Annotated in this window: 19 protein-coding genes; 10 read left to right on the top strand and 9 right to left on the bottom strand. The window is 69.0% G+C overall.

The annotated features are described in order from the left end of the window. Positions 1 to 102: 102 nt before the first annotated feature. From FB547_RS02605 to xylF, 4 genes are all read right to left on the bottom strand, one after another. Positions 103 to 1,266 (bottom strand): ROK family transcriptional regulator, encoded by a 1,164-nt coding sequence (locus FB547_RS02605; protein WP_145739387.1) that lies wholly within the window; start codon positions 1,264 to 1,266, stop codon positions 103 to 105. Positions 1,267 to 1,285: 19 nt separating this feature from the next. Next, positions 1,286 to 2,062 carry an ATP-binding cassette domain-containing protein gene (locus FB547_RS02600; RefSeq protein WP_145739385.1) on the bottom strand — a complete coding sequence of 259 codons (777 nt, stop codon included), beginning with the start codon at positions 2,060 to 2,062 and terminating at the stop codon, positions 1,286 to 1,288. Position 2,063: 1 nt separating this feature from the next. Continuing rightward, positions 2,064 to 3,254 carry a sugar ABC transporter permease gene (locus FB547_RS02595; protein ID WP_145739383.1) on the bottom strand — a complete coding sequence of 397 codons (1,191 nt, stop codon included), beginning with the start codon at positions 3,252 to 3,254 and terminating at the stop codon, positions 2,064 to 2,066. 120 nt (positions 3,255 to 3,374) lie between these two features. Beyond that, a complete protein-coding gene (xylF, locus tag FB547_RS02590) occupies positions 3,375 to 4,397 on the bottom strand; it encodes a D-xylose ABC transporter substrate-binding protein (RefSeq protein ID WP_145739381.1) in 1,023 nt (340 codons plus the stop codon). 252 nt (positions 4,398 to 4,649) lie between these two features. Between xylF and FB547_RS02585 the strand changes: the two genes are divergently transcribed. After that, positions 4,650 to 5,081 carry a VOC family protein gene (locus FB547_RS02585; protein WP_145739380.1) on the top strand — a complete coding sequence of 144 codons (432 nt, stop codon included), beginning with the start codon at positions 4,650 to 4,652 and terminating at the stop codon, positions 5,079 to 5,081. 67 nt (positions 5,082 to 5,148) lie between these two features. Beyond that, positions 5,149 to 6,015, top strand: coding sequence for a LysR family transcriptional regulator (locus tag FB547_RS02580; protein WP_145739378.1), 867 nt, complete (start codon positions 5,149 to 5,151; stop codon positions 6,013 to 6,015). Here the strand turns inward: FB547_RS02580 and FB547_RS02575 are convergent. Together FB547_RS02575 and FB547_RS02570 are read right to left on the bottom strand one after the other, a co-directional pair. Then, positions 6,009 to 8,567 (bottom strand): PepSY domain-containing protein, encoded by a 2,559-nt coding sequence (locus FB547_RS02575; protein WP_145739376.1) that lies wholly within the window; start codon positions 8,565 to 8,567, stop codon positions 6,009 to 6,011. The two genes, FB547_RS02580 and FB547_RS02575, sit on opposite strands and share 7 nt — an antisense overlap. 53 nt (positions 8,568 to 8,620) lie before the next feature. Next, positions 8,621 to 10,735 carry a TonB-dependent siderophore receptor gene (locus tag FB547_RS02570; RefSeq protein ID WP_145739374.1) on the bottom strand — a complete coding sequence of 705 codons (2,115 nt, stop codon included), beginning with the start codon at positions 10,733 to 10,735 and terminating at the stop codon, positions 8,621 to 8,623. Between the two features lie 212 nt (positions 10,736 to 10,947). On the opposite strand from FB547_RS02570, the gene FB547_RS02565 reads away from it, so the two are divergent. From FB547_RS02565 to FB547_RS02555, 3 genes are read left to right on the top strand one after another with little or no spacing between them, the layout of a single operon-like run. Then, positions 10,948 to 11,961 (top strand): thiamine pyrophosphate-dependent dehydrogenase E1 component subunit alpha, encoded by a 1,014-nt coding sequence (locus FB547_RS02565; RefSeq protein ID WP_145739372.1) that lies wholly within the window; start codon positions 10,948 to 10,950, stop codon positions 11,959 to 11,961. Then, entirely contained in the window at positions 11,952 to 12,917 is a 966-nt protein-coding gene (locus FB547_RS02560; RefSeq protein WP_145739370.1) for an alpha-ketoacid dehydrogenase subunit beta, read from the top strand. Before FB547_RS02565 ends, FB547_RS02560 begins: the two co-directional genes overlap by 10 nt. Before the next feature lie 12 nt (positions 12,918 to 12,929). Next, positions 12,930 to 13,352: a MarR family winged helix-turn-helix transcriptional regulator gene (locus FB547_RS02555; protein WP_145739368.1), complete on the top strand. Its 423-nt coding sequence runs from the start codon at positions 12,930 to 12,932 to the stop codon at positions 13,350 to 13,352. A gap of 3 nt (positions 13,353 to 13,355) precedes the next feature. On the opposite strand, the gene FB547_RS02550 is transcribed toward FB547_RS02555, so the two are convergent. After that, a complete protein-coding gene (locus FB547_RS02550; protein ID WP_145739366.1) occupies positions 13,356 to 14,117 on the bottom strand; it encodes an SDR family oxidoreductase in 762 nt (253 codons plus the stop codon). Between the two features lie 116 nt (positions 14,118 to 14,233). On the opposite strand from FB547_RS02550, the gene FB547_RS02545 reads away from it, so the two are divergent. Continuing rightward, entirely contained in the window at positions 14,234 to 15,160 is a 927-nt protein-coding gene (locus tag FB547_RS02545; protein ID WP_145739364.1) for a LysR family transcriptional regulator, read from the top strand. A 63-nt stretch (positions 15,161 to 15,223) separates the two neighbouring features. Then, entirely contained in the window at positions 15,224 to 16,243 is a 1,020-nt protein-coding gene (locus FB547_RS02540) for a Bug family tripartite tricarboxylate transporter substrate binding protein (protein ID WP_145739362.1), read from the top strand. Positions 16,244 to 16,266: 23 nt separating this feature from the next. Here the strand turns inward: FB547_RS02540 and FB547_RS02535 are convergent, their stop codons facing one another. Beyond that, positions 16,267 to 16,590 (bottom strand): DUF1840 domain-containing protein, encoded by a 324-nt coding sequence (locus FB547_RS02535; protein WP_145739360.1) that lies wholly within the window; start codon positions 16,588 to 16,590, stop codon positions 16,267 to 16,269. A 12-nt stretch (positions 16,591 to 16,602) separates the two neighbouring features. Then, the gene (locus FB547_RS02530; protein ID WP_145739358.1) at positions 16,603 to 17,871 is read right to left on the bottom strand and encodes an SAM-dependent methyltransferase; all 1,269 of its coding nucleotides are present in this window, start codon (positions 17,869 to 17,871) and stop codon (positions 16,603 to 16,605) included. Positions 17,872 to 18,026: 155 nt separating this feature from the next. On the opposite strand from FB547_RS02530, the gene FB547_RS02525 reads away from it, so the two are divergent. The 3 genes from FB547_RS02525 to FB547_RS02515 all read left to right on the top strand — a co-directional run bounded on the left by FB547_RS02525 (position 18,027) and on the right by FB547_RS02515 (position 21,777). Then, positions 18,027 to 20,363, top strand: a complete 2,337-nt coding sequence (locus FB547_RS02525; RefSeq protein WP_410000792.1) for a bifunctional salicylyl-CoA 5-hydroxylase/oxidoreductase — start codon at positions 18,027 to 18,029, stop codon at positions 20,361 to 20,363. 86 nt (positions 20,364 to 20,449) lie between these two features. Continuing rightward, positions 20,450 to 20,926 (top strand): MarR family winged helix-turn-helix transcriptional regulator, encoded by a 477-nt coding sequence (locus FB547_RS02520; RefSeq protein WP_015867787.1) that lies wholly within the window; start codon positions 20,450 to 20,452, stop codon positions 20,924 to 20,926. Next, positions 20,923 to 21,777 carry an enoyl-CoA hydratase family protein gene (locus tag FB547_RS02515; RefSeq protein ID WP_145739354.1) on the top strand — a complete coding sequence of 285 codons (855 nt, stop codon included), beginning with the start codon at positions 20,923 to 20,925 and terminating at the stop codon, positions 21,775 to 21,777. Before FB547_RS02520 ends, FB547_RS02515 begins: the two co-directional genes overlap by 4 nt. Positions 21,778 to 21,780 lie beyond the last annotated feature (3 nt).

The raw sequence follows: 21,780 nt of genomic DNA, 5'->3' as shown, positions 1-21,780 counted from the left end.
GGTTTTTTCTCGAACCTAGGCCAAGGCCGTGGCGATGGGCGTAGGCGGTTTGCGCATGTCGCCGTGCATCACCGGACGCGCGGCCGCTTGCCGCCGATCTTCTTAAACAGAAGGTATTCGGTATTCGTTGCGCGCGGCGCGGGCCCGGCGCGTGCGCGCATCGGGCTGCAGCGGCCGGAGGTATTCGTGCAGCGCCAGTGCGGCGGCGCCCACGGCGGGTGCAAGCGCGCGATAGCGCGCGATGCGCAGATCGGGCGCGGGCATGCCGGCCGCATCGGCATGGCGCCCGACCCACTCGAAGGCCGCCTGCGCCAGGCCGAGATGGCCGGTGCAGGACTTGCCGCCGAGCACGATGGCGCGCGGATCGAAGGTGACCCACAGGTTCTGCAGCAGCACGCCGAAGAAGGCTGCCGCATGCGCGATGCCGGGCGCTTCGCGCTCGAGCGCGCGCGAGCCGAAGAAGGCCTCGGCGCAGCCGCGGCGCCCGCACGAGCACAGCGGCCCATCGAGCTGCAGGATGGTGTGGCCGATCTCGCCCGCCATGCCTTGCGCGCCCGTGAAGAGCCGGTCGTTCAGCACCACGCCGGCGCCCACGCCCACGTCGCAGCTCACGAAGATCAGCGGGTCCGCGCTCTCGCCGCCGGAGAACTCGTATTCGCCCAGCGCGGCGGCATCGGCATCGTTCTGCAGCTGCACCGTGACGCCCGGCAGCCCGGCCGCGGCAAAGGCTTCTTCCAGCGCGGGCAGCAGGCTCACGTTGCGCCAGCCGAGGTTGGGCGCGAAGCGGACCACGCCGGTGCAGTCGTCCACCGCGCCGGGCACGCAGACGCCGATGCTCGACAGGCGCAGCCCCAGTGCGTCGAGCTGCCCGTACGCGGCCGCGGCCATGCGCGCGACCTGCGCGCAGGCGCCGGCCGGTGCGCTGTCGGCCAGCGCCTGCGTGTCGGCATGCAGCACCTCGCCCTGCAGCGAGACGCACACCAGGCGCACCGTTTCGACCGCGATCTCGACACCCATCAGCGCACGCACGCCGACGTTGATCCGCAGCGGCGTCGAAGGCCGTCCCAGCCCATCGGCGACGGTGGTGCCCGCCTCGCTGAGCCAGCCCTCGTCGAGCAGCTCGCGCACCAGCAGGCTCACGGTCGACTTGGTGAGGCCGCTCTCGCTCGCGAGCCGTGCACGCGACAGGCCCGGCCGCGCGCGCAGGAGGCGCAGCAGCACGCTGCGGTTCATGCGCTTGAGCAGCTGCTGGTCGCCGATGGTCACGGGGCTCCCCTGCCTTCGCTCACCTGTGGGCCTGCTCTTTTCCTTCGGGGCGCTTGCCGGCGATGATCATGCCGAGCACTTCGTCCTCCGTGACGTCCGCGGTGCGGTAGGTGCCCACGAGCTTGCCGTTCTTCATGACCGCGACGCGGTCGCTCAGCGAGAACACGTCGGGCATGTCGTGCGTGATCAGGAAGATGCCGACGCCGTCGGCCTTGAGCTGCTTCACGAGTCCGCCGACCATCGCGGTTTCTTCGGGTCCGAGCGCGGCGCAGGGCTCGTCCATGATCAGGATGCGCGCGTTGAAGTACAGCGCGCGCGAGATCGCCACCACCTGCCGCTGCCCGCCCGAGAGCCTGCGCACCGGAATTCGGATGTTGGTGAAGTTCTTGTTCAGGCGCTGGAACACCTTGCGCGCCTGCACTTCCATGAAGTGGTCGTCGAGCGTGTTCCAGCGCGTCATCTTCTCGCGGCCGAGAAAGAGGTTCGACACGGAGTCGAGGTTGTCGGCCAGCGCGAGGGTCTGGTAGATGGTCTCGATGCCGAGCGCCTGCGCTTCGGCGGGCGTGCGGATGTGGACCTTCTCGCCCGCGATCAGGGTGTCGCCCGAATCGACCGGATAGGCGCCCGCGAGCATCTTCATGAGCGTGGACTTGCCCGCGCCGTTGTGGCCGAGCACGGCGACCACTTCGCCGGGATGGAGGTTGATGCTCACGCCGTCCACGGCCTTCACGCCGCCGAAGGCCTTGCGGATGTCGCGCAATTCGACCAGGGCTTGGGATGTGCCGATATCGCTCATCTCAGTTCTCCCCAAAGCGCTTGCGATAGAGAACATCGAACACCACCGCCACGATCAGCACCTGCCCGATGATCACCATGCGCTTGCCGATCGGCACGTCGAGCAGCAGCATGCCGCTGTCGAGCGACTGCATGATCAGCGCGCCCAGCACCGAGCCGAAGATCGAGCCGGTGCCGCCCGCGAGCGCCGTGCCGCCGATCACGGCGGCCGCGATCACGTACAGCTCCATGCCCGTGCCGAGCGAGTTGGTGCCCGCATTGAGCCGCGCGATCGACACGATGGCCGCCACCGTCACCAGCACCGCGAGCAGCGCGAACAGCATCAGCGTGACGCGCTTGACCGGAATGCCCACCAGCGCCGCCGCATCGGGGTTGCCGCCCATCGCGAACACATAGCGGCCGAAGCGCGTGCGGTGCACGATGAACGACAGCACGATCGCCACCACGGCCCAGATCAGCACCGGGATCGGCAGGCCCTGCGGCGCGTCCTTCGAGGCGATCTGGTAGTTGTTCATGACCGCCGCGAAGACGAACACCACGGCCGCCGGCACCGCGGTCAGCAGCACTTCCAGCCACAGCGGCTCGTTGGGCATCCCGTGGTGCGCGCGTGCGCGGCGCTTCTGCAGCATGCGCGCGAACAGCACCACCGCCACGAAGGCCGCGAGCAGCCAGGTCATGGTGGTGCCGATGCCGCCGTCGTAGCCGCCGCCCAGGCGCTGGAAGAACTCGTCGTTCACGGGCTGCGTCTTGCCGTCGGCCACCAGGAAGGCGGCGCCGCGGAACGACATCAGCCCGCCGAGCGTGACCACGAACGAGGGCACGCCCAGCATCGCCGTGAGCCAGCCCTGGTAGATCGACACCAGCAGCGCCACCGCCAGGCCCGCGAGGCAGGCCGTGGGCCACGACCAGCCCGAGGTGTATTGCAGATAGGCGATCAGCACGCCCACGAAGCCCATGACCGAGCCGACCGACAGGTCGATGTGGCGCGCCACGATGACCAGCACCATCACCGTCGACACGATGCCCACCACCGCCGTCTGCTGCGCCACGTTGTAGAGGTTCTCGGGCGACAGGAACACGCCGCCCGACATCACGTTGAAGACCACCCCCATGGCGATCAGCAGCACGCTCATCAGCAAGAGCCGCAGGTCGACGCCCGTGCGCCGCCACCAGCCTGGCGTTGGATTGCTCATTTTTCAGATCCTCTCGAAGGAACAACAGGTGCACGGCAGCGGCCGGGCGGGCCCATGGGCCGGCCGGACACGGCAGTGCTGCGCGGGTTGCGGCGCTTCTTCGCGCGCGCGCTCTTCTTGCTACTTGCAGGCCGCGGGCGCGCTGGCCGCCTGGACGCCCTTGCAGAGCTCGTCCTTCTTGATCCAGCCGGCCTTCACGACCACGTCGAGGTTGTCGCGCGTGATCGGCACCGGCGTGAGCAGGCGCGACGACAGCGAGATCTTCTTCGGCCCGGAATTCCAGGGCGCGGCCTTCTCGACCGGCTTGCCCTGCGACAGCGCAATGGCGGCGCTGGCGGCTTCGCGGCCGAGTTCGCGCGAGTCCTTGAAGATGGTGGCGGTCTGCGTGCCCAGCGCAATGCGGTTGAGCGCCGCGAAGTCGGCGTCCTGGCCCGACACCGGAATGCCGCGCAGGCCCTTGGCCGTGAGCGCGGCCACCGCGCCGCCGGCCGTGCCGTCGTTGGCCGCCACCACCGCGTCGACCTTGTTGGCGTTCTTGGTGAGGATCTGCTCCATGTTCTTCTGCGCCACCTCGGGCTTCCAGCCCTCGGTGTATTCGTCGCCGACGATCTTGATGTCGCCCTTCTTGATGGCGGCGTCCAGCACCTCCTGCTGGCCCGCGCGCAGGAAGTCGGCGTTGGGATCGCTCGGCGAGCCCTTGATGATCACGTAGTTGCCCTTGGGCTTGACCTTGAAGACCTCGCGCGCCTCCATGCGGCCGACCTCGACGTTGTCGAAGGTGATGTAGAAGACGCCGGGCGCCTCGATCAGCCGGTCGTACGCGACCACGGGCACCTTCTGGCGCGTGGCCTTGGTGACGGCCGGAAGGATCGCATCCTTGTCCATTGCCAGCACGATCAGCGCCTTGGCGCCCTTCGACATCAGCCCCTCGATGTCGCCCAGCTGCTTCTCGGGCGAGCCGCCCGCATCGGCGCTGATGTACTTGGCGCCGAGCTTCTCGAGCTGCGCCTTGATCGCGGCCTCGTCGGTCTTCCAGCGCTCTTCCTGGAAGTTGGACCAGCTCACGCCGACCACGGTCTGGGCCACTGCGCCCACGGCAGAAAGGCCGAAGGCCATGGCGGCCAGGGTGTGCTTGAGTTGCATGGATGTCTCTCCTTGGAAGGTGTGCCCGGCGAAAAGGCCGTGTAAGAAATTAGTTAGTTTGAAGGGCGAACTAACTATCCCATCGCGGCCGTGCGCTGGGCACCCGGGAATTCCCGGGGGAATGCACACGCCGGCGCGCCGGCTCGAGCATCGAAAAAATCGATGCTCAGCGAAAAAATATATCGCTTTCGGTTGTGAGGCGTGCTGCTTAAAGTCCGGGCCATCCTGAACTCAAGAGATGCGATCGCCGCCATGAATGCACCCGCCACGAGAATCCCTTTCCACCTCGCCTTTCCCGTCCGCGACATTGCCGAAGCCCGCGCCTTCTACGGCGGCCTGCTCGGCTGCCCCGAGGGCCGCAGCGCGCCCGAATGGGTCGACTTCGACTTCTACGGCCACCAGATCGTGGCGCACCTCGCGCCCGATGAATGCGGCCACAAGGCCAGCAGCGCGGTCGACGGCCACGACGTGCCGGTGCGCCACTTCGGCGCCATCCTCCCGATGGACCAGTGGCAGGCGCTGGCCGACAAGCTCGTGGCGCGGCAGACCCGCTTCGTGATCGAGCCCTACATCCGCTTCAAGGGCGAGCCGGGCGAACAGGCGACGATGTTCTTTCTCGATCCGTCGGGCAATGCCATCGAGATGAAGTCGTTCGCGAATCTCGATTCGCTGTTCGCCGTCTGAAGGCCCCAACCACAGCCCATCGTGATGAAACATTGAACCATGCATCGATTCTTGAGATGCTCGGTTCATGATCAACGAGCTCAGAACCTTCATCGCCGTCTGCCGCCACGGCACCTTTGCCGCCGCGGGAGAGCGGATCGGCCTGACGCAGTCGGCGGTCAGCAGCCAGGTCAAGCGGCTCGAGGAAGCCCTGGGGTTCGCGCTGTTCGAACGGACCGGGCGCTCCGCCACCTTGAATGCGGCCGGCCAGACGACGCTGGCGCGCGCGGAGGAGATCTGCGCGCTCTACGCCAGGCTCGGCGAGCTTCCCGATGACGCCGCGAGCGGCGGGCTGCTGCGCATCGGCGCCATTGCCTCGGCGCAGTCGACGCTCGTCGCGCGGGCGCTTGCAAGGCTGCGCAAGCAGCAGCCGCTGCTGCGCGTCCATGTGTCGCCCGGCGTGTCGATGCGGCTGATGGACGAGCTCGACGCGGGCACGATCGATGCGGCGGTGATCATCCGGCCGCCGTTCGGCCTTCTTCCGGAACTGGCGTGGCAGCCGCTGGTGCAGGAGCCGTACGTGCTCATCGCGCCCAGGAAACTGCCGGGCAAGGACTGGCGCGCGCTGCTCCAGGAGCAGCCCTTCCTGCGCTACGACCGCGCGTCGTTCGGTGGCCGCATGGTGGAAAGATTCCTCCGGCGCGAAGGCATCGCAGTCAACGATTCGATCGAACTGGACGAGATCGCCGGGCTCATCCACATGACGTCCAAGGGGCTGGGAGTTGCGCTCGTTCCGCTGGTCGAGGCGCACCTTCCGCTGCCCGCGGGCGTTCGCATGCTCCCGCTCGGCGAATTCACGTTCCACCGCGAGGTGGGCCTCCTGCAGCGCAAGCCGCGCGCCAGCCCGCCTGCCGCCGCGCAGTTTGCGCAGTGCCTGCGGGAAGCCGCTCAGTAGACATCGCGCCGGTAGCGGCCCTCTGCCACCAGGTCTTCGTAGGCCGCCGAACCCAGCACCTCGCGCAACGCGAGGTCGACGCCCGGCGCCATGCCTTCGAGGCTGCCGCAGACGTAGACCACCGCACCCTCGGCCACCCATTGGCGCAGCAGGCCGGCCGCCTCGCGCAGCCGGTGCTGCACATACCGGCGCTCGGCCTGGTCGCGCGAGAACACCAGGTCGACGCGCTCGAGCGCCGCGGCCGCCTGCCACTGCGCTATTTCCTCGGCGCAGAAGGCGTCGTGCGCCGCATTCCGCTCGCCGAACACCAGCCAGTTGCGGCCGTGGCCCCTCCGCACGCGCTCGCGAAGATGCGCGCGCAGGCCGGCAAAGCCGGAGCCATTGCCGATGAAGACGCAGGGCGCCTCATCGTCGACGAGCGCGAAAGCGGGATTGGGCAGCAGGCGAAGCTCGACCTGTGCATCCAGCGGCGCCCCCTCGGTCAGCCAGCCCGAGGCCACGCCCATGCCGTCCGCGTGGCGGACCTGGCGCACCAGCAGCTGCACGCAGCCATCGGCCGTGGTCGAGGCCACCGAATAGCGCCGCGGCGCCAGCGGCACCAGCATGTCGGCCAATGCCTGCGCGCTGGCCGCCGGTGCGGCGGGAAGCATGCTGCGAGACAGCGCGTCTTCGAGCGTGCGCTCGCGGCCATCGCAGTGCACGCGCGCTCGTCCGTCGAGGCCGGTGCGGCGCAGGAATTGCCCGACGGCGTGGCCGGGCTGGCGCGGCAGCAGTTCGACAAGCGCGCCCGGCGCCCAGGCGGCTGCGCCGGCATGCGCGAGCTCGATCTCGAAGAGCGGATCGCCCTGGCTGCCGGCATTGAGCAGGGTGCGCCGCACGAGGCGCCAGGGCGCGAAGGGCACCGCCTTCGCTTCGTGCGCCCTCCATTCGGCGGGCTGCAGCACGCCGAAGGCTTCGGCCAGCGCGTGCTGCCAGCGGGCCAGCGCACCGGCATCGCCGTTGTGCACTTCGATCATCGGGAACAGCGCCTGCGCGCCGTGGCCGCGCAGGTCGTGGTCGAGCGACCGGCCGAAGCCGCAGAAGTTGGCGTAGTGCCGGTCCCCCAGCGCGAGCAGGCCGTAGTGCACATGCTGCAGGCCGGAGCCGGTCTGCAGCGCGAACTGGCGCGCAAACGCGCGCAGGCTGTCCGGCGGATCGCCGTCGCCGAAGGTGCTGGCCACCAGCAGCACCTTGCGGTAGCGCCGCAGCGCATCCACGCTCAGGCGCACCAGCGGCTGCAGCACCACCGCGACGCCGGCCGATTGCAGCACCGCGGCCGTCTGCAGCGCGATGCGCTCCGCCTGGCCGGTCTGGCTCGCAAAGGTGAGCAGCACGGGCTCGGCGCCGGGCCCGTCGGACCGCAGCGCAGGACCGAGCCGCGTGCGCTCCTCGCGTACGGCCCGCTTGGTGCGCCGGCGTCCGAGGTAGAGCATCCACCCCGTGATCGCGAACAGCGCCAGGCCCAGGCTGCTGAGCAGCATCACGATGCGGCCCGGCAATCCCCAGTAGGCGCCCATGTGCATCGGATAGATGCTGTTGACCAGCCGGCCGGCCAGCGGCTTGTCGGCATAGCGCTGGTGCCGGGTGGGCTCGCCGGTGGCGGCGTCAAGGTAGAGGCGGTTGCGTGCGCGTTCGTGTTCGGGGTGGGCGCGCAGGTAGGTCACTTCGAGCTGCGATGCATTGCGCGCCGGCAGGCGCAGCGTGGCCAGGCTCCAGTCGCCGCCGGTTTCGTCGAGGAAGGATTGCCACACGCGCTGCAGGTCGGGCGCCGCCTGCGCCTTGGCGGGCGCGCTGCCGGCCTGCATGCCCTGCGCACGGACCACGCGCCCTTCGCCGGCGGCGTTGTCGACCATCGCGCGCACGGCGTCGAAGCCCCAGTAGATGCCCGTGAGGCTCGAGACCAGGTACACCAGCAGCGCGAGGGTGCCGGCCACCGCATGCAGGTTCCAGAGAAAGGCGCGGCCGGTCAGCGCGAAGTCCAGCTTCAGCCAGGCCCGCCACGCGAGCGGCCGGCGCGGCCAGCGCAGGTAGAGGCCCGACAGCGCAAGCACCAGCAGCCCCGCGGCCAGCGTGCCGGTGACGGGCTTGCCCGCATCGCGCGGCAGCAGCAGCCAGCGATGCAGGTGCTCGGCGAACTCGAAGAAGGCCTCGCCCTTGGGCACGGGCAGCAGCGCGCCGGTCCAGGGATCCACCAGCCGGACCTCGCCCTGGCGCTGGCCTTCGGGCGGCGCGAAGTTGATGCGCGCCGGCCGCCCGGCTTCGGCAAACACCGTGAGCGCCGCGATGCGCAGTGCCGGCTCGGCCGCCTGCACCTGCGCCGCGAGCGCCGCGGGCCGCAACGCCGGCGCACCAGCCAGGTTGGGAATGTGGCGCAATTCGGGATTGAGCGCGTCGACGATCTCCGCGCGAAAGGAAAGCACCGCGCCGCTCAGCCCGATCACGACGAGCACGCTGCCGGCGGTGATGCCGATGAACCAGTGGATCTGGAACCAGATCCGTCTCAGGAGAGCCATGGAAGAAACGCCGAAGGATGTGAAGGGCCGCTGCCGTCTTGTTGCGGATTCGTTCAAAGGTCGACCTTGAGCGTCGCCTTGATGCTGCGCGGCGCGCCCACGGCCAGCCGCGTGCCGGCCGCCGCCCAGTAGCGCTTGTCGGCCACGTTGTCGACGTTGACCTGCCACAGCGTGCGCTTGCCGAACAGCTGCGTCACGTAGCGCGCGCCCAGCCCGAAAATGGTGTTGCCGCCGATGAAGGCCTGGTTCAGGTCATCCACCGGCCGGCGCCCCGTGTAGTAGGCGCCCGCGTTGACCGACAGGCCCGGCACTGCGGCAATGTCGTACGAGAGGAAGGCGCTGGCCGTTTGTTTGGCGGTGTTCTCGGGCATCTTCCCGTTGTATTGCGCGTTGATGCCGCGGAACTCGGCATCCAGCGACTGGGCCGACAGCTGCCAGGCGAGCGCGCGCGTCAGGCGGCCCTGCGCCGAGACGTCGAGGCCGCGGTAGCGCTGGCGGCCGTCGGCCACGAAGGTGTTGGCGCTGTTGGTGTAGGCGCCGGGGCGTTCGATGTCGAACAGCGCGCCCGACAGCAGCATGCCGCCGTCGCTGAGCCAGCGCAGGCCGATTTCCTTCTGCTTGCTCACGCCGGGCGGCATGTGGGCGTTCTGGTTGGCAGTGCCGGCGGGCGCGATCTCGCCTTCCTCCACGCCCTCCGCATAGGAGACGTAGCCCACCAGCGCGGGCGTGAACTTGTAGCTCAGCGCGGCCAGCGGCGTGGTCTTGCGCACGTCGTAGGCGATCGGCGGGATCGTGGCGCTCGCGCCCTGCGTGCTCTCGTAGTGGGTGCGGCGCAGGCCGGCCACCAGCTGCCACTGCGGCGAGAAGCTGATGCGGTCGAGCGCATAGAGCCCGAGCTCCTCGCTTTCCTGGGCGCCGGTGGTGGGCCGGGCCGGCCGCGCCGTCAGCGGCAAATAGCCGATGGGCACCGGGTTGTACAGGTTCTGCACGGTGCTGGCGCCGCCGTAGTTGCGCTGGAAGATCGGGTCCTGCGTCTTCTTGCTGCGCGCGGCGCCGAGCGTGAGTTCGTGCTGCACGCTGCCGGTCGAGAAGGTGCCGAACAGCTCGGTGCGCAGCAGGTCCGACGTCTGCTTGAGGCTCTGGTCGTTGCCGGTGATGCGGCCGGCGCCGGTCAGCACGTTGTAGTTGCTGAAGCTTGCAAGCCGGCGGTCGCGCTCGGCTTCGGAGTGGCCGGCTTCCACGGTCAGCGCCCAGTTGTCGCCGAGCGAATAGTCGGCGCGCAATTGCGTGTTGGTGACTTCGGCATCAAACACGGCCCACGCCGGCCCGAGCAGCTTGTCGGGGTTGGGCACGGCGGGCAGGGCAATCACGCCGTTGACGGCCGCCAGCCGGGTGATGCCGGCCTGCTCGGTGATGCGCTTGCGGTAGTTCTCGACGTCGGCCTTGAGCGTGAGCCGGCTGTTGATGCGCCAGTCGAACGCGGCCGACACGAACCTGCGGTTGCCGTCCACGCCGTCGATGTTCGAGCCGATGCGCCCGCCGGCGGCGTTGATGCGCAGCCCGTACTGGTTCTGGTCGCCGAACTGGCGCCCGAGGTCGGCCAGTGCCTGTGCCGAGCCGCGGTCGTCGAGCGTGAGGCCCACGGTGCTCACGGGCGTGCTGCCGGCGCGCTTGGTCACGAGGTTGACGATGCCCGCCGGCGTGGTGAAGCCGTAGTAGAGCGCCGAGGCGCCCTTCAGCACCTCGACGCGCTCCTTGTTCTCCATGGGAATCTCGGAGACGTTGGGAATCGCGAGCGAGCCGTTGAGCCGGTAGTTCGTCCGGTTCTCCACCGCGATGCCGCGGATCACGAGCTGGTCGAAGGTGTCGCCGCCGTTCTGCTGGCGCGTCACGCCGGCCGTGTTGCGCAGCGCCTCGTAGATGCTGGCCGCGCCCTGCAGCTCCAGCACCTCGCGCGTGACGGTGTTGACCGTGGCGGGCACGTCCATGATGCCGGCGCCGCGGAAGGTGCCGGCCTCCACCGTGTTGGCGACGAAGCCGGTGGTCGCACTGGATTCCACCGTGACGGTGCCGAGCTGCCCGCGCGCCTCGGCGGCCGGCTCGGTGATTTGGGCATGGGAAAAGGCCCCCGCGAGCGCGAGAGGCGTGGCCAGAAAAAACTTGTGCATGGGAAAGGCAGGGGCCGGCGCTGCTTCGATCGACGCGGGCAGCGGCCGCAAAGGAATCGTGCGGACGGGGGCGCCATTCTACCGATGCATTTGAGAATCATTCTCAGACTTCCACTGCGGGAACACGGCAGGGGGTAAGCCCTGTGAGGCCATGTCGTCACGCTTGATACGATTTTTGCCGGAACGCCCCCGTCAAGGGCGCTGGAGACAAGATGGACCCGAGCAATTCAGGCACGGCGCTGTACCGCGCCATGGTGCGCATCCGCGCCTTCGAAAACGCCGCCGAAGCCGCGAGCCAGGGCGGCGTGAGCGCCTATGGCCAGCAGGCCGCCGGTGCCGCCAAGGTGCGCGGGCCGCTGCACCTTTCGACCGGGCAGGAGGCGGTGCCCGCGGGCGTCTGCGCGCATCTGCGCACGAGCGACTACCTCACCTCCACGCACCGCGGCCACGGCCACACGCTGGCCAAGGGCGCCGACCTCGCCCGCATGATGTGCGAGCTGTTCGGCAAGGCCACCGGCTTCAACGGCGGCAAGGGCGGCTCGATGCACATCGCGGACTTCTCGGTCGGCATGCTGGGCGCGAACGGTGTGGTGGCTGCGGGCCTGCCGATTGCGGTCGGCGCGGCGCATGCGCAGAAGCTGCTCGGAAAAAATGGCGACATCACGGTCTGCTTCTTCGGCGACGGCGCCATCAACCGCGGGCCTTTCCTCGAGGCGCTGAACTGGGCGCGCGTGTACGGCCTGCCGGTGCTCTTCGTCTGCGAGGACAACCGCTGGAGCGCCACCACCGCGAGCGGCCCGATGACGGCGGGCGAAGGCGCATCGGCGCGCGCCGCCTCGATGGACATCGCGGCCACGCAGGTCGACGGCAACGACGTGTTCGCGGTGCACGAAACCGCCGCGCGGCTGGTCGCCGAAGTGCGCGGTGGCGCCGGACCGCGGCTTTTGCATGCGCTGACCTACCGTGTGAAGGGGCATGTGTCGGTCGACCTCGCGGCCTACCGCGATCCGGCCGAACTGGCAGCCGCGCTCGAAACCGATCCGATCGCGCGGGCACGCGGGCACCTTCTGGACATGGGCGTGGCCGCCGCGACGCTGGATGCCATCGAGAATGCCGCGCGCGACGAGGTGGACACCGCCCTCGCCGTGGCCGACGCCGCGCCCTGGCCCGAGCCCGGCGCTGCCTTCACCGACGTGCAGACCACGGGAGCAGGCCAATGGCTGTGACAACCACGCTGAGTTATTCCGAAGCCGCCGTGCTCGCAATCCAGCGCGAAATGGAAGCCGATGCGCGCGTGGTCGTGCTCGGCGAGGACGTGGGCCGCGGCGGCATCTTCGGCCAGTACAAGGGCCTGCAGCAGGCCTTCGGCGCCGAGCGCGTGATCGACACGCCGATCAGCGAGGCCGCGATCATGGGCGCCGGCGTGGGCATGGCGCTCGCGGGCCTCCGGCCCGTGGTCGAGATGCGGGTAGTCGACTTCGCGCTCTGCGGCATGGACGAACTGGTCAACCAGGCCGCCAAGAACCGCTTCATGTTCGGCGGCCAGGGCCGCGTGCCGCTGGTGGCACGCATGCCCGGCGGCATCTGGGACGCCTCGGCCGCGCAGCATTCGCAGTCGCTGGAGGCCTGGTTCGCGCACCTGCCGGGCGTGGTGGTGGTGAGCCCGTCGACGCCGCAGGACAACTACGGCCTGTTGCGCGCCGCGCTCGCGTGCGGCGACCCCGTGGTCTACATCGAGCACAAGACGCTGTGGGGCCTGCGCGGCGAGGTCGACGAAGACATCGCCGTGCCGCTCGGCAAGGCGCGGCGCGTGCGCGAAGGCAATGCGCTCACGCTCGTGAGCTGGAGCCGGCAGATGCAGGCCTGCGCGGCGGCCTGCGATGCGCTGGCGGCCGAAGGCATCGCGGTCGACCTGATCGACCTGCGCACGCTCTGGCCCTGGGACCGCGAGACGGTGCTCGCGTCGTGTGCGCGCACCGGGCGGCTGCTGGTGGCGCACGAGGCGGTGCAGGCGGCGGGCTTCGGCGCCGAGATTGCCGCCAGCGCCGCCGAGGCCACGGGCTGCCGCGTGGCGCGGCTTGGCGCGCCGCGCATCCCGGTCGGCTATGCGCCGGTGCTGGAGGCGCAATCGCGCGTCGGCGCCGAGGCCATCGCGGCCGCCGCGAGAAAACTGCTGGGCTGAACCAGCCGCGCCATGGACCCGCTCTTCTTCAAGCTGGTGCGGGTGGTCAATCTCACGGCGCGGCCCTTTCACGAGAAGGTGGGCCGCGAACACCACCTCACGCTCAACGAATGGCGGGCCATGGCGGTGCTCGGCGCGCAGCCGGGGCTCAATGCCACGCAGATCGCCGATCTCACCGGCCTCGACAAGATGGCGGTGAGCCGCGCCCTGGCCGGCCTGAAGCGCCACAAGCGCGTGCAGCCCGTGGGCGACCCCACCGACCGGCGCCGCAGCCGGCTCTACCTGACGGCGGCCGGCAAGGCGCTGCACGAAACCGTCGGCGTGCTGGGCCGGCAGCGCGAGGCCGCGCTGTTCGAGGGCATCGCGGCCAACGAGCTCGCCCGCCTCGATGCCACCCTGGACAAGCTCATTGCCGCCGTCCAGCGCGCCGGATAGCCTTCAGGCCGCGAATCCGCCGTCGATGTTGAGGCTGGCGCCGGTAACGAACGCGGCTTCGGGACTCGCGAGGTACGCCACCATGCCGGCGATTTCCTCGGGGCGCGCGTGGCGGGCCAGCGCCATCAGGCCGTGCATCGCGGCGGCGTTCGGGCCGTCCACCGGGTTCATGTCGGTGTTGACCGGGCCGGGCTGCACGTTGTTGACCGTGATGCCGCGCGGACCGAGGTCGCGCGCGAGGCCCTGCACCAGGCCCTTGAGCGCCGACTTGCTCATGGCATAGGCGCTGCCGCCGGGCCAGGGCATGCGCTCGGCGTTGGTGCTGCCGATGTTGATGATGCGCCCGCCCTCGCCCATGTGGCGCACGGCGGCCTTGGCCGCCACGAACACGGCGCGCACGTTGATGTCCAGCGTGCGGTCGAAATCCTCGAGCGAGAAATCATCGAGGGTGCCGGGCAGGAAAACGCCGGCGTTGTTGACCAGCACGTCGATGCGGCCGAGCTTGCGCGCGGCTTCGTCGATGCCGGCGGTGAGCGCGGCGGCATCGGCGCTGTCGATCTTCAGCGCCAGCGCACGGCCGCCTTCGGCCTCGATGCTGCGCACGAGTTCGTCGGCCGGCGCGCCGGAGCTGGCATAGCTGAAGGCGACGGCGGCGCCGTCCTCGGCCAGGCGGCGCACGATCGCGGCGCCGATGCCGCGCGAACCGCCGGTGACGAAAGCGACCTTGCCCGTGAGCACGGGGGAAGTGGATTTGCTGAGTGCCATGGTGATGGTTTCCTATCGGTTGTGAGGTGGAAGACCTTCAGTGTCGGGATTCCATTACCGTTCCGGTAGCCATCAATCGTTCCAATCAGATTCAACCATTGGTTGAAAATAGGCCCATGGAACCGCTCAATCACCTCCAGTCCTTCGTGCAGAGCGCCGAAAGCGGCAGCTTCTCGGCCGCTGCCCGCCGGCTCGGGCTCACGCCGGCCGCGGTCAGCAAGAACGTCGCGCGGCTCGAAGCCCGGCTGGGCGTGCGGCTGTTCCAGCGCAGCACCCGCCGCCTCACGCTGACGGAGGGCGGCGAGCGTTTCCTGGGCCAGATCGGCGGGGCGCTGGCCACGCTGCAGGACGCCGTGGCCGGCCTGTCGCAGGACGACGGCCAGCCCGCCGGCACACTCAAGGTGAGCATGGGCCAGGCCTTCGGCCGCGAGCATGTGCTGCCGATGATGGGCGACTTCCTCGCGCGATACCCGTCCATCCTGCCCGACTGGCACTTCGACAACCAGCAGGTGGACCTGGTGGGCGAAGGCTTCGACGCGGCCATCGGCGGCGGCATCGAGCTGTCGCCCGGCGTGGTGGCACGCGAACTGGCGCGCATCCATGTGGTGGCGGTGGCCGCACCGGGCTACCTGGCAGGGCGCACGCTGCCGGCACAGCCCGCGGAACTGGCGCAGCTCGACGCCCTGCTGCGGCGCTCCTCGCCCACCGGCCGGCTTCGCAGCTGGACGCTGCAGCATGCGAGCGGCGACCAGGCCACGGTGGAGCTGCCCCGGCCGCGCGCGATCTTCAACGACCCCGAAGCGATTGCGCACGCCGCGCTGATGGGCCTGGGCGTGGCGATGCTGCCGATGCCCTTCGTCGAACGCGGGCTGCGCAGCGGCGAGCTGGTGCGCCTGCTGCCCGAGTGGCACTTCGACGCGGGCGCGGTCTGGCTCTACTACCCGAGCAAGAAGCTGCTGCCCGCGAAGACGCGCGTGTTCATCGACTTCGTGCTGGAGCGTTTTCGCAGCGAGCGGTTTGCACAGCGGATGCAGGTGGCATAGCCGGCGTTCCCACGGGGTTTTTACCCGCCACGCGCGCGGCGGTTCCCCTGTACAAACGCCCGCATGACCTCTTCTTCAAACTTCAAGACGAACCGCCGCGCCGCACTGGCCGCTTCCGCCTGCGCCATCGCCCTCGCGGCTGCCCCTTCCTGGGCCCAGAACACCTGGCCGAACAAGCCGGTGCGCATCGTCGTGCCCTTCGCGGCCGGCGGCACCACCGACATCCTGGCGCGCGCCGTCGCGCCCGAACTGTCGAAGGCCTTCGGCCAGCAGTTCATCGTCGACAACCGCGCGGGCGCGGGCGGCAACGTGGGCGCCGAGATCGTGGCGCGCGCGCCGAACGACGGCTATACGCTCCTGATGGGCACGGTCGGCACGCACGGCATCAACCGCGCGCTCTATCCCAAGCTGCCGTTCGACCCGATCAAGGACTTCGCGCCGATCACGCTGGTGGCGGCCGTGCCGAACGTCATGGAGATGAACGCCGACAAGGCCAAGGCGCTGAACATCCACAACGTGCAGGACTTCATCAAGTACGCCAAGGCCAACCCGGGCAAGCTCAACATGGCCTCCAGCGGCAGCGGCACCTCGATCCACCTGGCAGGCGAGCTCTTCAAGAGCATGACCGGCACCTTCATGGCCCACATCCCGTACAAGGGCTCGGGCCCGGCGCTGCTGGACATGGTGGGCGGCAACGCCGACGTGATGTTCGACAACCTGCCTTCGTCGATGGCGCAAATCAAGGGCGGCAAGCTCACGGCCCTGGCCGTGACCAGTGCCAGGCGCTCGCCGGCGCTGCCCGACGTCCCGACGGTCGAGGAAGCGGGCGGCCCGACGCTCAAGGGCTTCGAGGCGAGCTCATGGTTCGGCCTGCTGGCGCCGGCCGGCACCTCGCCCGAGATCGTGAACCGGATCCAGCAGGAAGTGGCCAAGTCGCTGGGCACGCCCGCCATCAAGGAAAAGATGCTCGCCCAGGGCGCCATCCCGAGCGGCAATTCGCCGGCCGACTTCGCCAAGCTGATTGCCAGCGAGCACGTGAAGTGGGCGAAGGTGGTGAAGGACTCCGGCGCGAAAGTGGACTAACCCCCAGGCTTCGCGACAGGCGCTCAGGTCTTCCAGGTCACGTCTTTTTTATCGGCCAGGGAATCCCTGAGCATGTGCAGCAGCGGGGCTGCGCGCTGGTGCAGGCCCACGTGCTGCTTTTCGGCCTCGTTGGCGTGGCCTTCGACGGCGTAGTCGTCATGGTTGTGCGGATTGCTGGCCTCGCGCGCCAGCGCGGATTCGAGCGCCGCAATGGCGCCCGGGATCTGCTCGAGGGTGATGATGCCCTGCGGCGCAGGCGCCTTGCCGACGATGTCGAACAGCTGGCGTGCATGCACCTCCAGCATCACGAAGTCAGGGGAGGCCCGGGACTGGAATCGGTACAGCATGGTTGTTCTCACTCACTTGTAGATGTAGTCACGGGCAAAAGGGTACACCGATTGCGCGCCGCGCAGAACACCGTGCTCGACCCGCCCGTCGGGCTTGGTCGAAAGCATCTGGTGCAGTGAGATCCAGCCCTGCTCGAAGCTCATGGCCGAGCCCGCCAGGTAGAGGCGGTAGGCGCGCAGGATGCGCTCGGCATTCTCGCCCTGCCGCCCGCCCGCGCGCGCGAGCACTTCGCGCGCCGTGTCGAGCTGCGACTCCAGCGCGTCGGACCAGGCCCACAGCGTGCGCGCATAGTGCGGGCGCAGGCTTTCGGTATCGACCATCTCCAGACCCGCGGCCGCCGTCTCGCGCAGCACGTGCGTCACATGCAGCAGCTCGCCGCCCGGGAAGATGTACTTCTCGATGAAGTCGCCCATGCCCGCGCCCAGCTGGCGGTAGTCGAGCTGGCCCGAGGTGATGCCGTGGTTCAGCACCAGCCCGCCGGGCTTGAGCAGCGAATGGATCTTGCGGAAATAGGTGGGCATGTTGGCCGCGCCCACATGCTCGAACATGCCGACCGACGAGATCTTGTCGAAGGGCGCATCGGCCGAAAGCTCGCGGTAGTCGCGCAGCTCCACCCGCACGCGGCCCTGCAGGCCCTTTTCCTCGATCAGGCGCTGCACGTGCGCATGCTGGTTCTTCGACAGCGTGATGCCGGTGGCGTCGACGCCATAGTGCTCCGCCGCCCACAGCAGCAGCCCGCCCCAGCCGGAGCCGATGTCGAGAAAACGCTCGCCGGGCTGCAGCAGCAGCTTGCGGCAGATGTGGTCCAGCTTGGCCTCCTGGGCTTGCGCCAGCGTCAGCCCCGGCGTGCGGAAATAGGCGCACGAATACACCCGGCGCGGATCGAGCCACAGCGCGTAGAAGTCGTCGGAGACGTCGTAATGGAACTGGATCTGCTCGGCGTCCTTGTGCAGCGAATGCGAGTTGTGGGACTTGGCCAGCCGCAGCAGCCGGGTCCACCAGGTGGTGTTGGTCTCCGCGGGGTTGCCGGGCAGCATGCCGACCGTGGCGTCGATCAGGTCGCGCATTGCGCCTTCGATCTGCACCCGGCCCTCCACATAGGCCTCTCCGATGGCCCCCACCTGATGCGCCGCCAGCTTGGCCAGCGCCGACCACTCGCTGAACGCCAGGGTGACGCGCGACCCCGGCTTGGCAACTCTTCGACCATCGGGCAGTTCCAGCGCGATGGGCACGGGCAGCGACGCAAGCTGCGACTCGATCTTGGGTATCAAGCTTTGCATGGTGAAGCGATGGTATTGATTTTTTCGATTTTTTGCATGACACCCACGGCGCCCCGGGTACCCCGCCGGGGAAGGCCCCGTTGACACCGGATTGTTTATGCTTAAACTATTCAACCATGAACAGCCTAACCGCCGGCACCTCTGCCGCACCCGCCATGGACCTTCAACGCATCCTGTGCATCGGCGGCGGCCCCGCGGGCCTGTACTTCGCGCTGCTGATGAAGGCGCGCAACCCCGCGCTCGAGATCACCGTGGTGGAGCGCAACCGCCCCTTCGACACCTTCGGCTGGGGCGTGGTGCTCAGCGACCAGACGCTCGCCAACCTGCGCGCGGCCGATGCCGAGACCGCGGCGCTGATCGGCAGCGAGTTCCACCACTGGGACGACATCCAGGTTTTCTTCAAGGGCCGGCAGGTGCGCTCGGGCGGCCACGGCTTCTGCGGCATCGGCCGCAAGCGTCTGCTGAACATCCTGCAGGAGCGCTGCCTCGCGCTCGGCGTGAAGCTGGTCTTCGAGACCGACGCCACCGACGACCAGGCGATCGCCGCCCAGTACAACGCCGACCTGGTGATTGCAAGCGACGGCCTCAACAGCCGCATCCGCCAGCGCTATGCCGACGTGTTCAAGCCCGACATCGACCTGCGCAACTGCCGCTTCGTGTGGCTGGGCACGCACCAGACCTTCGACGCCTTCACCTTCGCCTTCGAACAGACCGAGCACGGCTGGTTCCAGGCCCATGCCTACCAGTTCGATGACAAGACCTCGACCTTCATCGTCGAGACGCCCGAAGCAGTCTGGAAGGCCCACGGCCTCGACCAGATGGAGCAGCCCGAGGCCATCGCCTTCTGCGAGAAGCTGTTCGCCAAGTACCTGGGCGGCCATTCGCTCATCAGCAATGCCACGCACCTGCGCGGCTCGGCCAACTGGATCCGTTTTCCGCGCGTGGTGTGCGAGCGCTGGACGCATCGCATCGACGTGCAGGGCCGCTCGGTGCCCGTGGTGCTCATGGGCGACGCGGCGCACACGGCGCACTTCTCGATCGGCTCGGGCACCAAGCTCGCGCTGGAAGACGCAATCGACCTGGCCAACGAATTCGCGCAGGGCGGCACCGTCGACCACGTGCTCGAGGGCTACGAGGCGCGCCGCAGCGTCGAGGTGCTCAAGATCCAGAACGCCGCACGCAACTCCACCGAATGGTTCGAGAACGTGCCGCGCTACACCGGCATGCAGATCGAGCAGTTCGCCTACTCGCTGCTCACGCGCTCGCAGCGCATCAGCCACGAGAACCTGCGCGTGCGCGACACGCAATGGCTCGGCGGCTACGAGCAATGGCTGGCCGGCGGCAAGCCCATTGCGCCCATGCTGATGCCGCTGCAGGTGCGCGGCCTCAGGCTCAAGAACCGCATCCTGGTGTCGCCGATGGCCACCTACAGCGCGGTCGACGGCGTGCCGCAGGACTTCCTGCTGGTGCACCTGGGCGCGCGCGCGCTCGGCGGCGCCGCCATGGTGTTCGTCGAAATGACCAGCCCGACGCCCGAAGGCCGTATCACCCCCGGCTGCACGGGCCTGTACAACGACGCGCAGCAGGCCGCGTTCAAGCGCATCGTCGATTTCGTGCACACGCAGTCGAGCGCCAAGATCGCCATGCAGCTCGGCCACAGCGGCCCCAAGGGTTCGACGCGCGTGGGCTGGGAAGGCACCGACGAGCCGCTAGCAAGCGGCAACTGGCCGCTGCTGGCCGCCAGCGCGGTGGCCTACGGCGAACAGAACCAGCTGCCGGCCGCGATGACGCGCGAACAGATGGACTTCATGCGCGACCAGTTCGTGGCGTCCACGCGCCGCGCCGCCGAATGCGGCTTCGACTGGCTCGAGCTGCACTGCGCGCACGGCTACCTGCTGTCGGCCTTCATCAGCCCGCTGACCAACCTGCGCACCGACGAATACGGCGGCGGCATCGAAGCGCGCTGCCGCTACCCGCTCGAGGTGTTCCGCGCCATGCGCGCCGTGTGGCCGCAAGACAAGCCGATGAGCGTGCGCATCTCGGCGCACGACTGGGCGCCCGGCGGCAACACCGACGCCGATGCCGTCGTGGTGGCGCGCCTCTTCAAGGAAGCCGGTGCGGACTTCATCGACGTGTCTTCCGGCCAGACCACGCGCGCCGCCAAGCCGGTGTACGGCCGCATGTACCAGACGCCGTTCTCGGACCGCATCCGCAACGAGGTCGGCATCTCGACCATCGCGGTGGGCGCCATCACCGACGCCGACCAGGCCAACAGCATCATCGCGGCCGGCCGCGCCGACCTCTGCGCCATCGCGCGCCCGCACCTTGCCGACCCTGCGTGGACCTTGCACGAGGCCGCCAAGCTGCAAAGCCGCGACGTCGACTGGCCCAAGCAATACCTGAGCGGACGCGACCAGATGTACCGCGAGATCGCCAAGCAGCAGCAGATCTCCGCCGCCGCGTTGGCTCAGAACAGCGAGGAGACGCACTGAAATGAACCCCCCCCGCTCATCGCTTCGCGTATCGCTGCCCCCCGAGGGGGCGCGTCAGTGCCTTCGGGCGGCCGGGCGCCACTGACATGGACCTCGAAGCACGCGCCCACAGCGAGCACCCCGAGGCCCTGCGCCTCTGGCTGCGGCTGCTCACCTGCACCCAGCTGATCGAGAAGCAGGTGCGCAACGAACTGCGCTCTCAGTTCGCCACCACGCTGCCGCGCTTCGACCTGATGTCGCAGCTCGAGCGCTCGCCCGACGGCCTGAAGATGAACGAGCTCTCGCGCCGCATGATGGTGACGGGCGGCAACGTTACCGGCATCACCGACCAGCTCGTGACCGAAGGGCTGGTGGAACGCATCAACGTCGAGGGCGACCGCCGCGCCTGGCGCGTGCGGCTCACGGCGCGCGGGCGCAAGCTCTTCAACGAGATGGCGCAGCAGCACGAAGACTGGATCGTCGATGCCTTCGCGGCCCTCAGCGCCAAGGAGATCGCGCAGCTGCACAAGCTGCTCGGCAAGGTCAAGCAACACTCACACAGCCAGATGGCGGAGGCCGAATGAAGCACTACATCGGCGCGGGCAATCCCATGCACGCGCAATTCGAGGCCAAGGCGCCTTACGCGGCGAAGCACTTCGCATGGCACTACGAAGCGGGCGTCGGCACCATCACGCTGAATCGCCCCGAGCGCAAGAACCCGCTCACCTTCGACTCGTACGCCGAGCTGCGCGACCTGTTCCGCGCCTTGGCTTATGCGACCGACGTGAGGGCCATCGTGGTCACCGGCGCCGGCGGCAACTTCTGCTCGGGCGGCGACGTGCACGAGATCATCGGCCCGCTCACCGGCATGCGCATGCCGGAGCTGCTCGAGTTCACGCGCATGACCGGCGACCTGGTGAAGGCCATCCGCCATTGCCCGCAACCCATCGTCGGCGCCATCGACGGCGTGTGCGCCGGTGCCGGCGCGATGATCGCGCTGGCCTGCGACCTGCGCTACGGCTCGCCCGCCACGCGCACCGCCTTCCTGTTCACGCGCGTCGGCCTGGCCGGCGCCGACATGGGCGCCTGCGCCTTGCTGCCGCGCGTGATCGGCCAGGGCCGCGCTTCCGAGCTGCTGTTCACCGGCCGCGCGATGACGGCCCAGGAAGGCCATGCCTGGGGCTTCTTCAATGCGCTGCATGAAAGCAACGCCCTGCTCGAAGCGGCCACCAAGGTGGCGCGCGAACTGGCCGACGGCCCGAGCTTCGCGCACGGCATGACCAAGACCATGCTCTCGCAGGAGTGGTCGATGACCATCGACCAGGCCATCGAGGCCGAAGCGCAGGCGCAGGCCATCTGCATGCAGACCGAGGATTTCAGGCGCGCCTACGAAGCGTTTGCGGCCAAGCGCAAGCCCGTGTTCGGCGGAGACTGAAGT

The organism is Variovorax beijingensis (assembly GCF_007828835.1).
Classification (GTDB): Bacteria; Pseudomonadota; Gammaproteobacteria; order Burkholderiales; family Burkholderiaceae_C; genus Variovorax; species Variovorax beijingensis_A.
The sequence above is the reverse complement of the archived record's forward strand: the minus strand, read 5'-3'. Positions and strand labels throughout refer to the sequence as shown.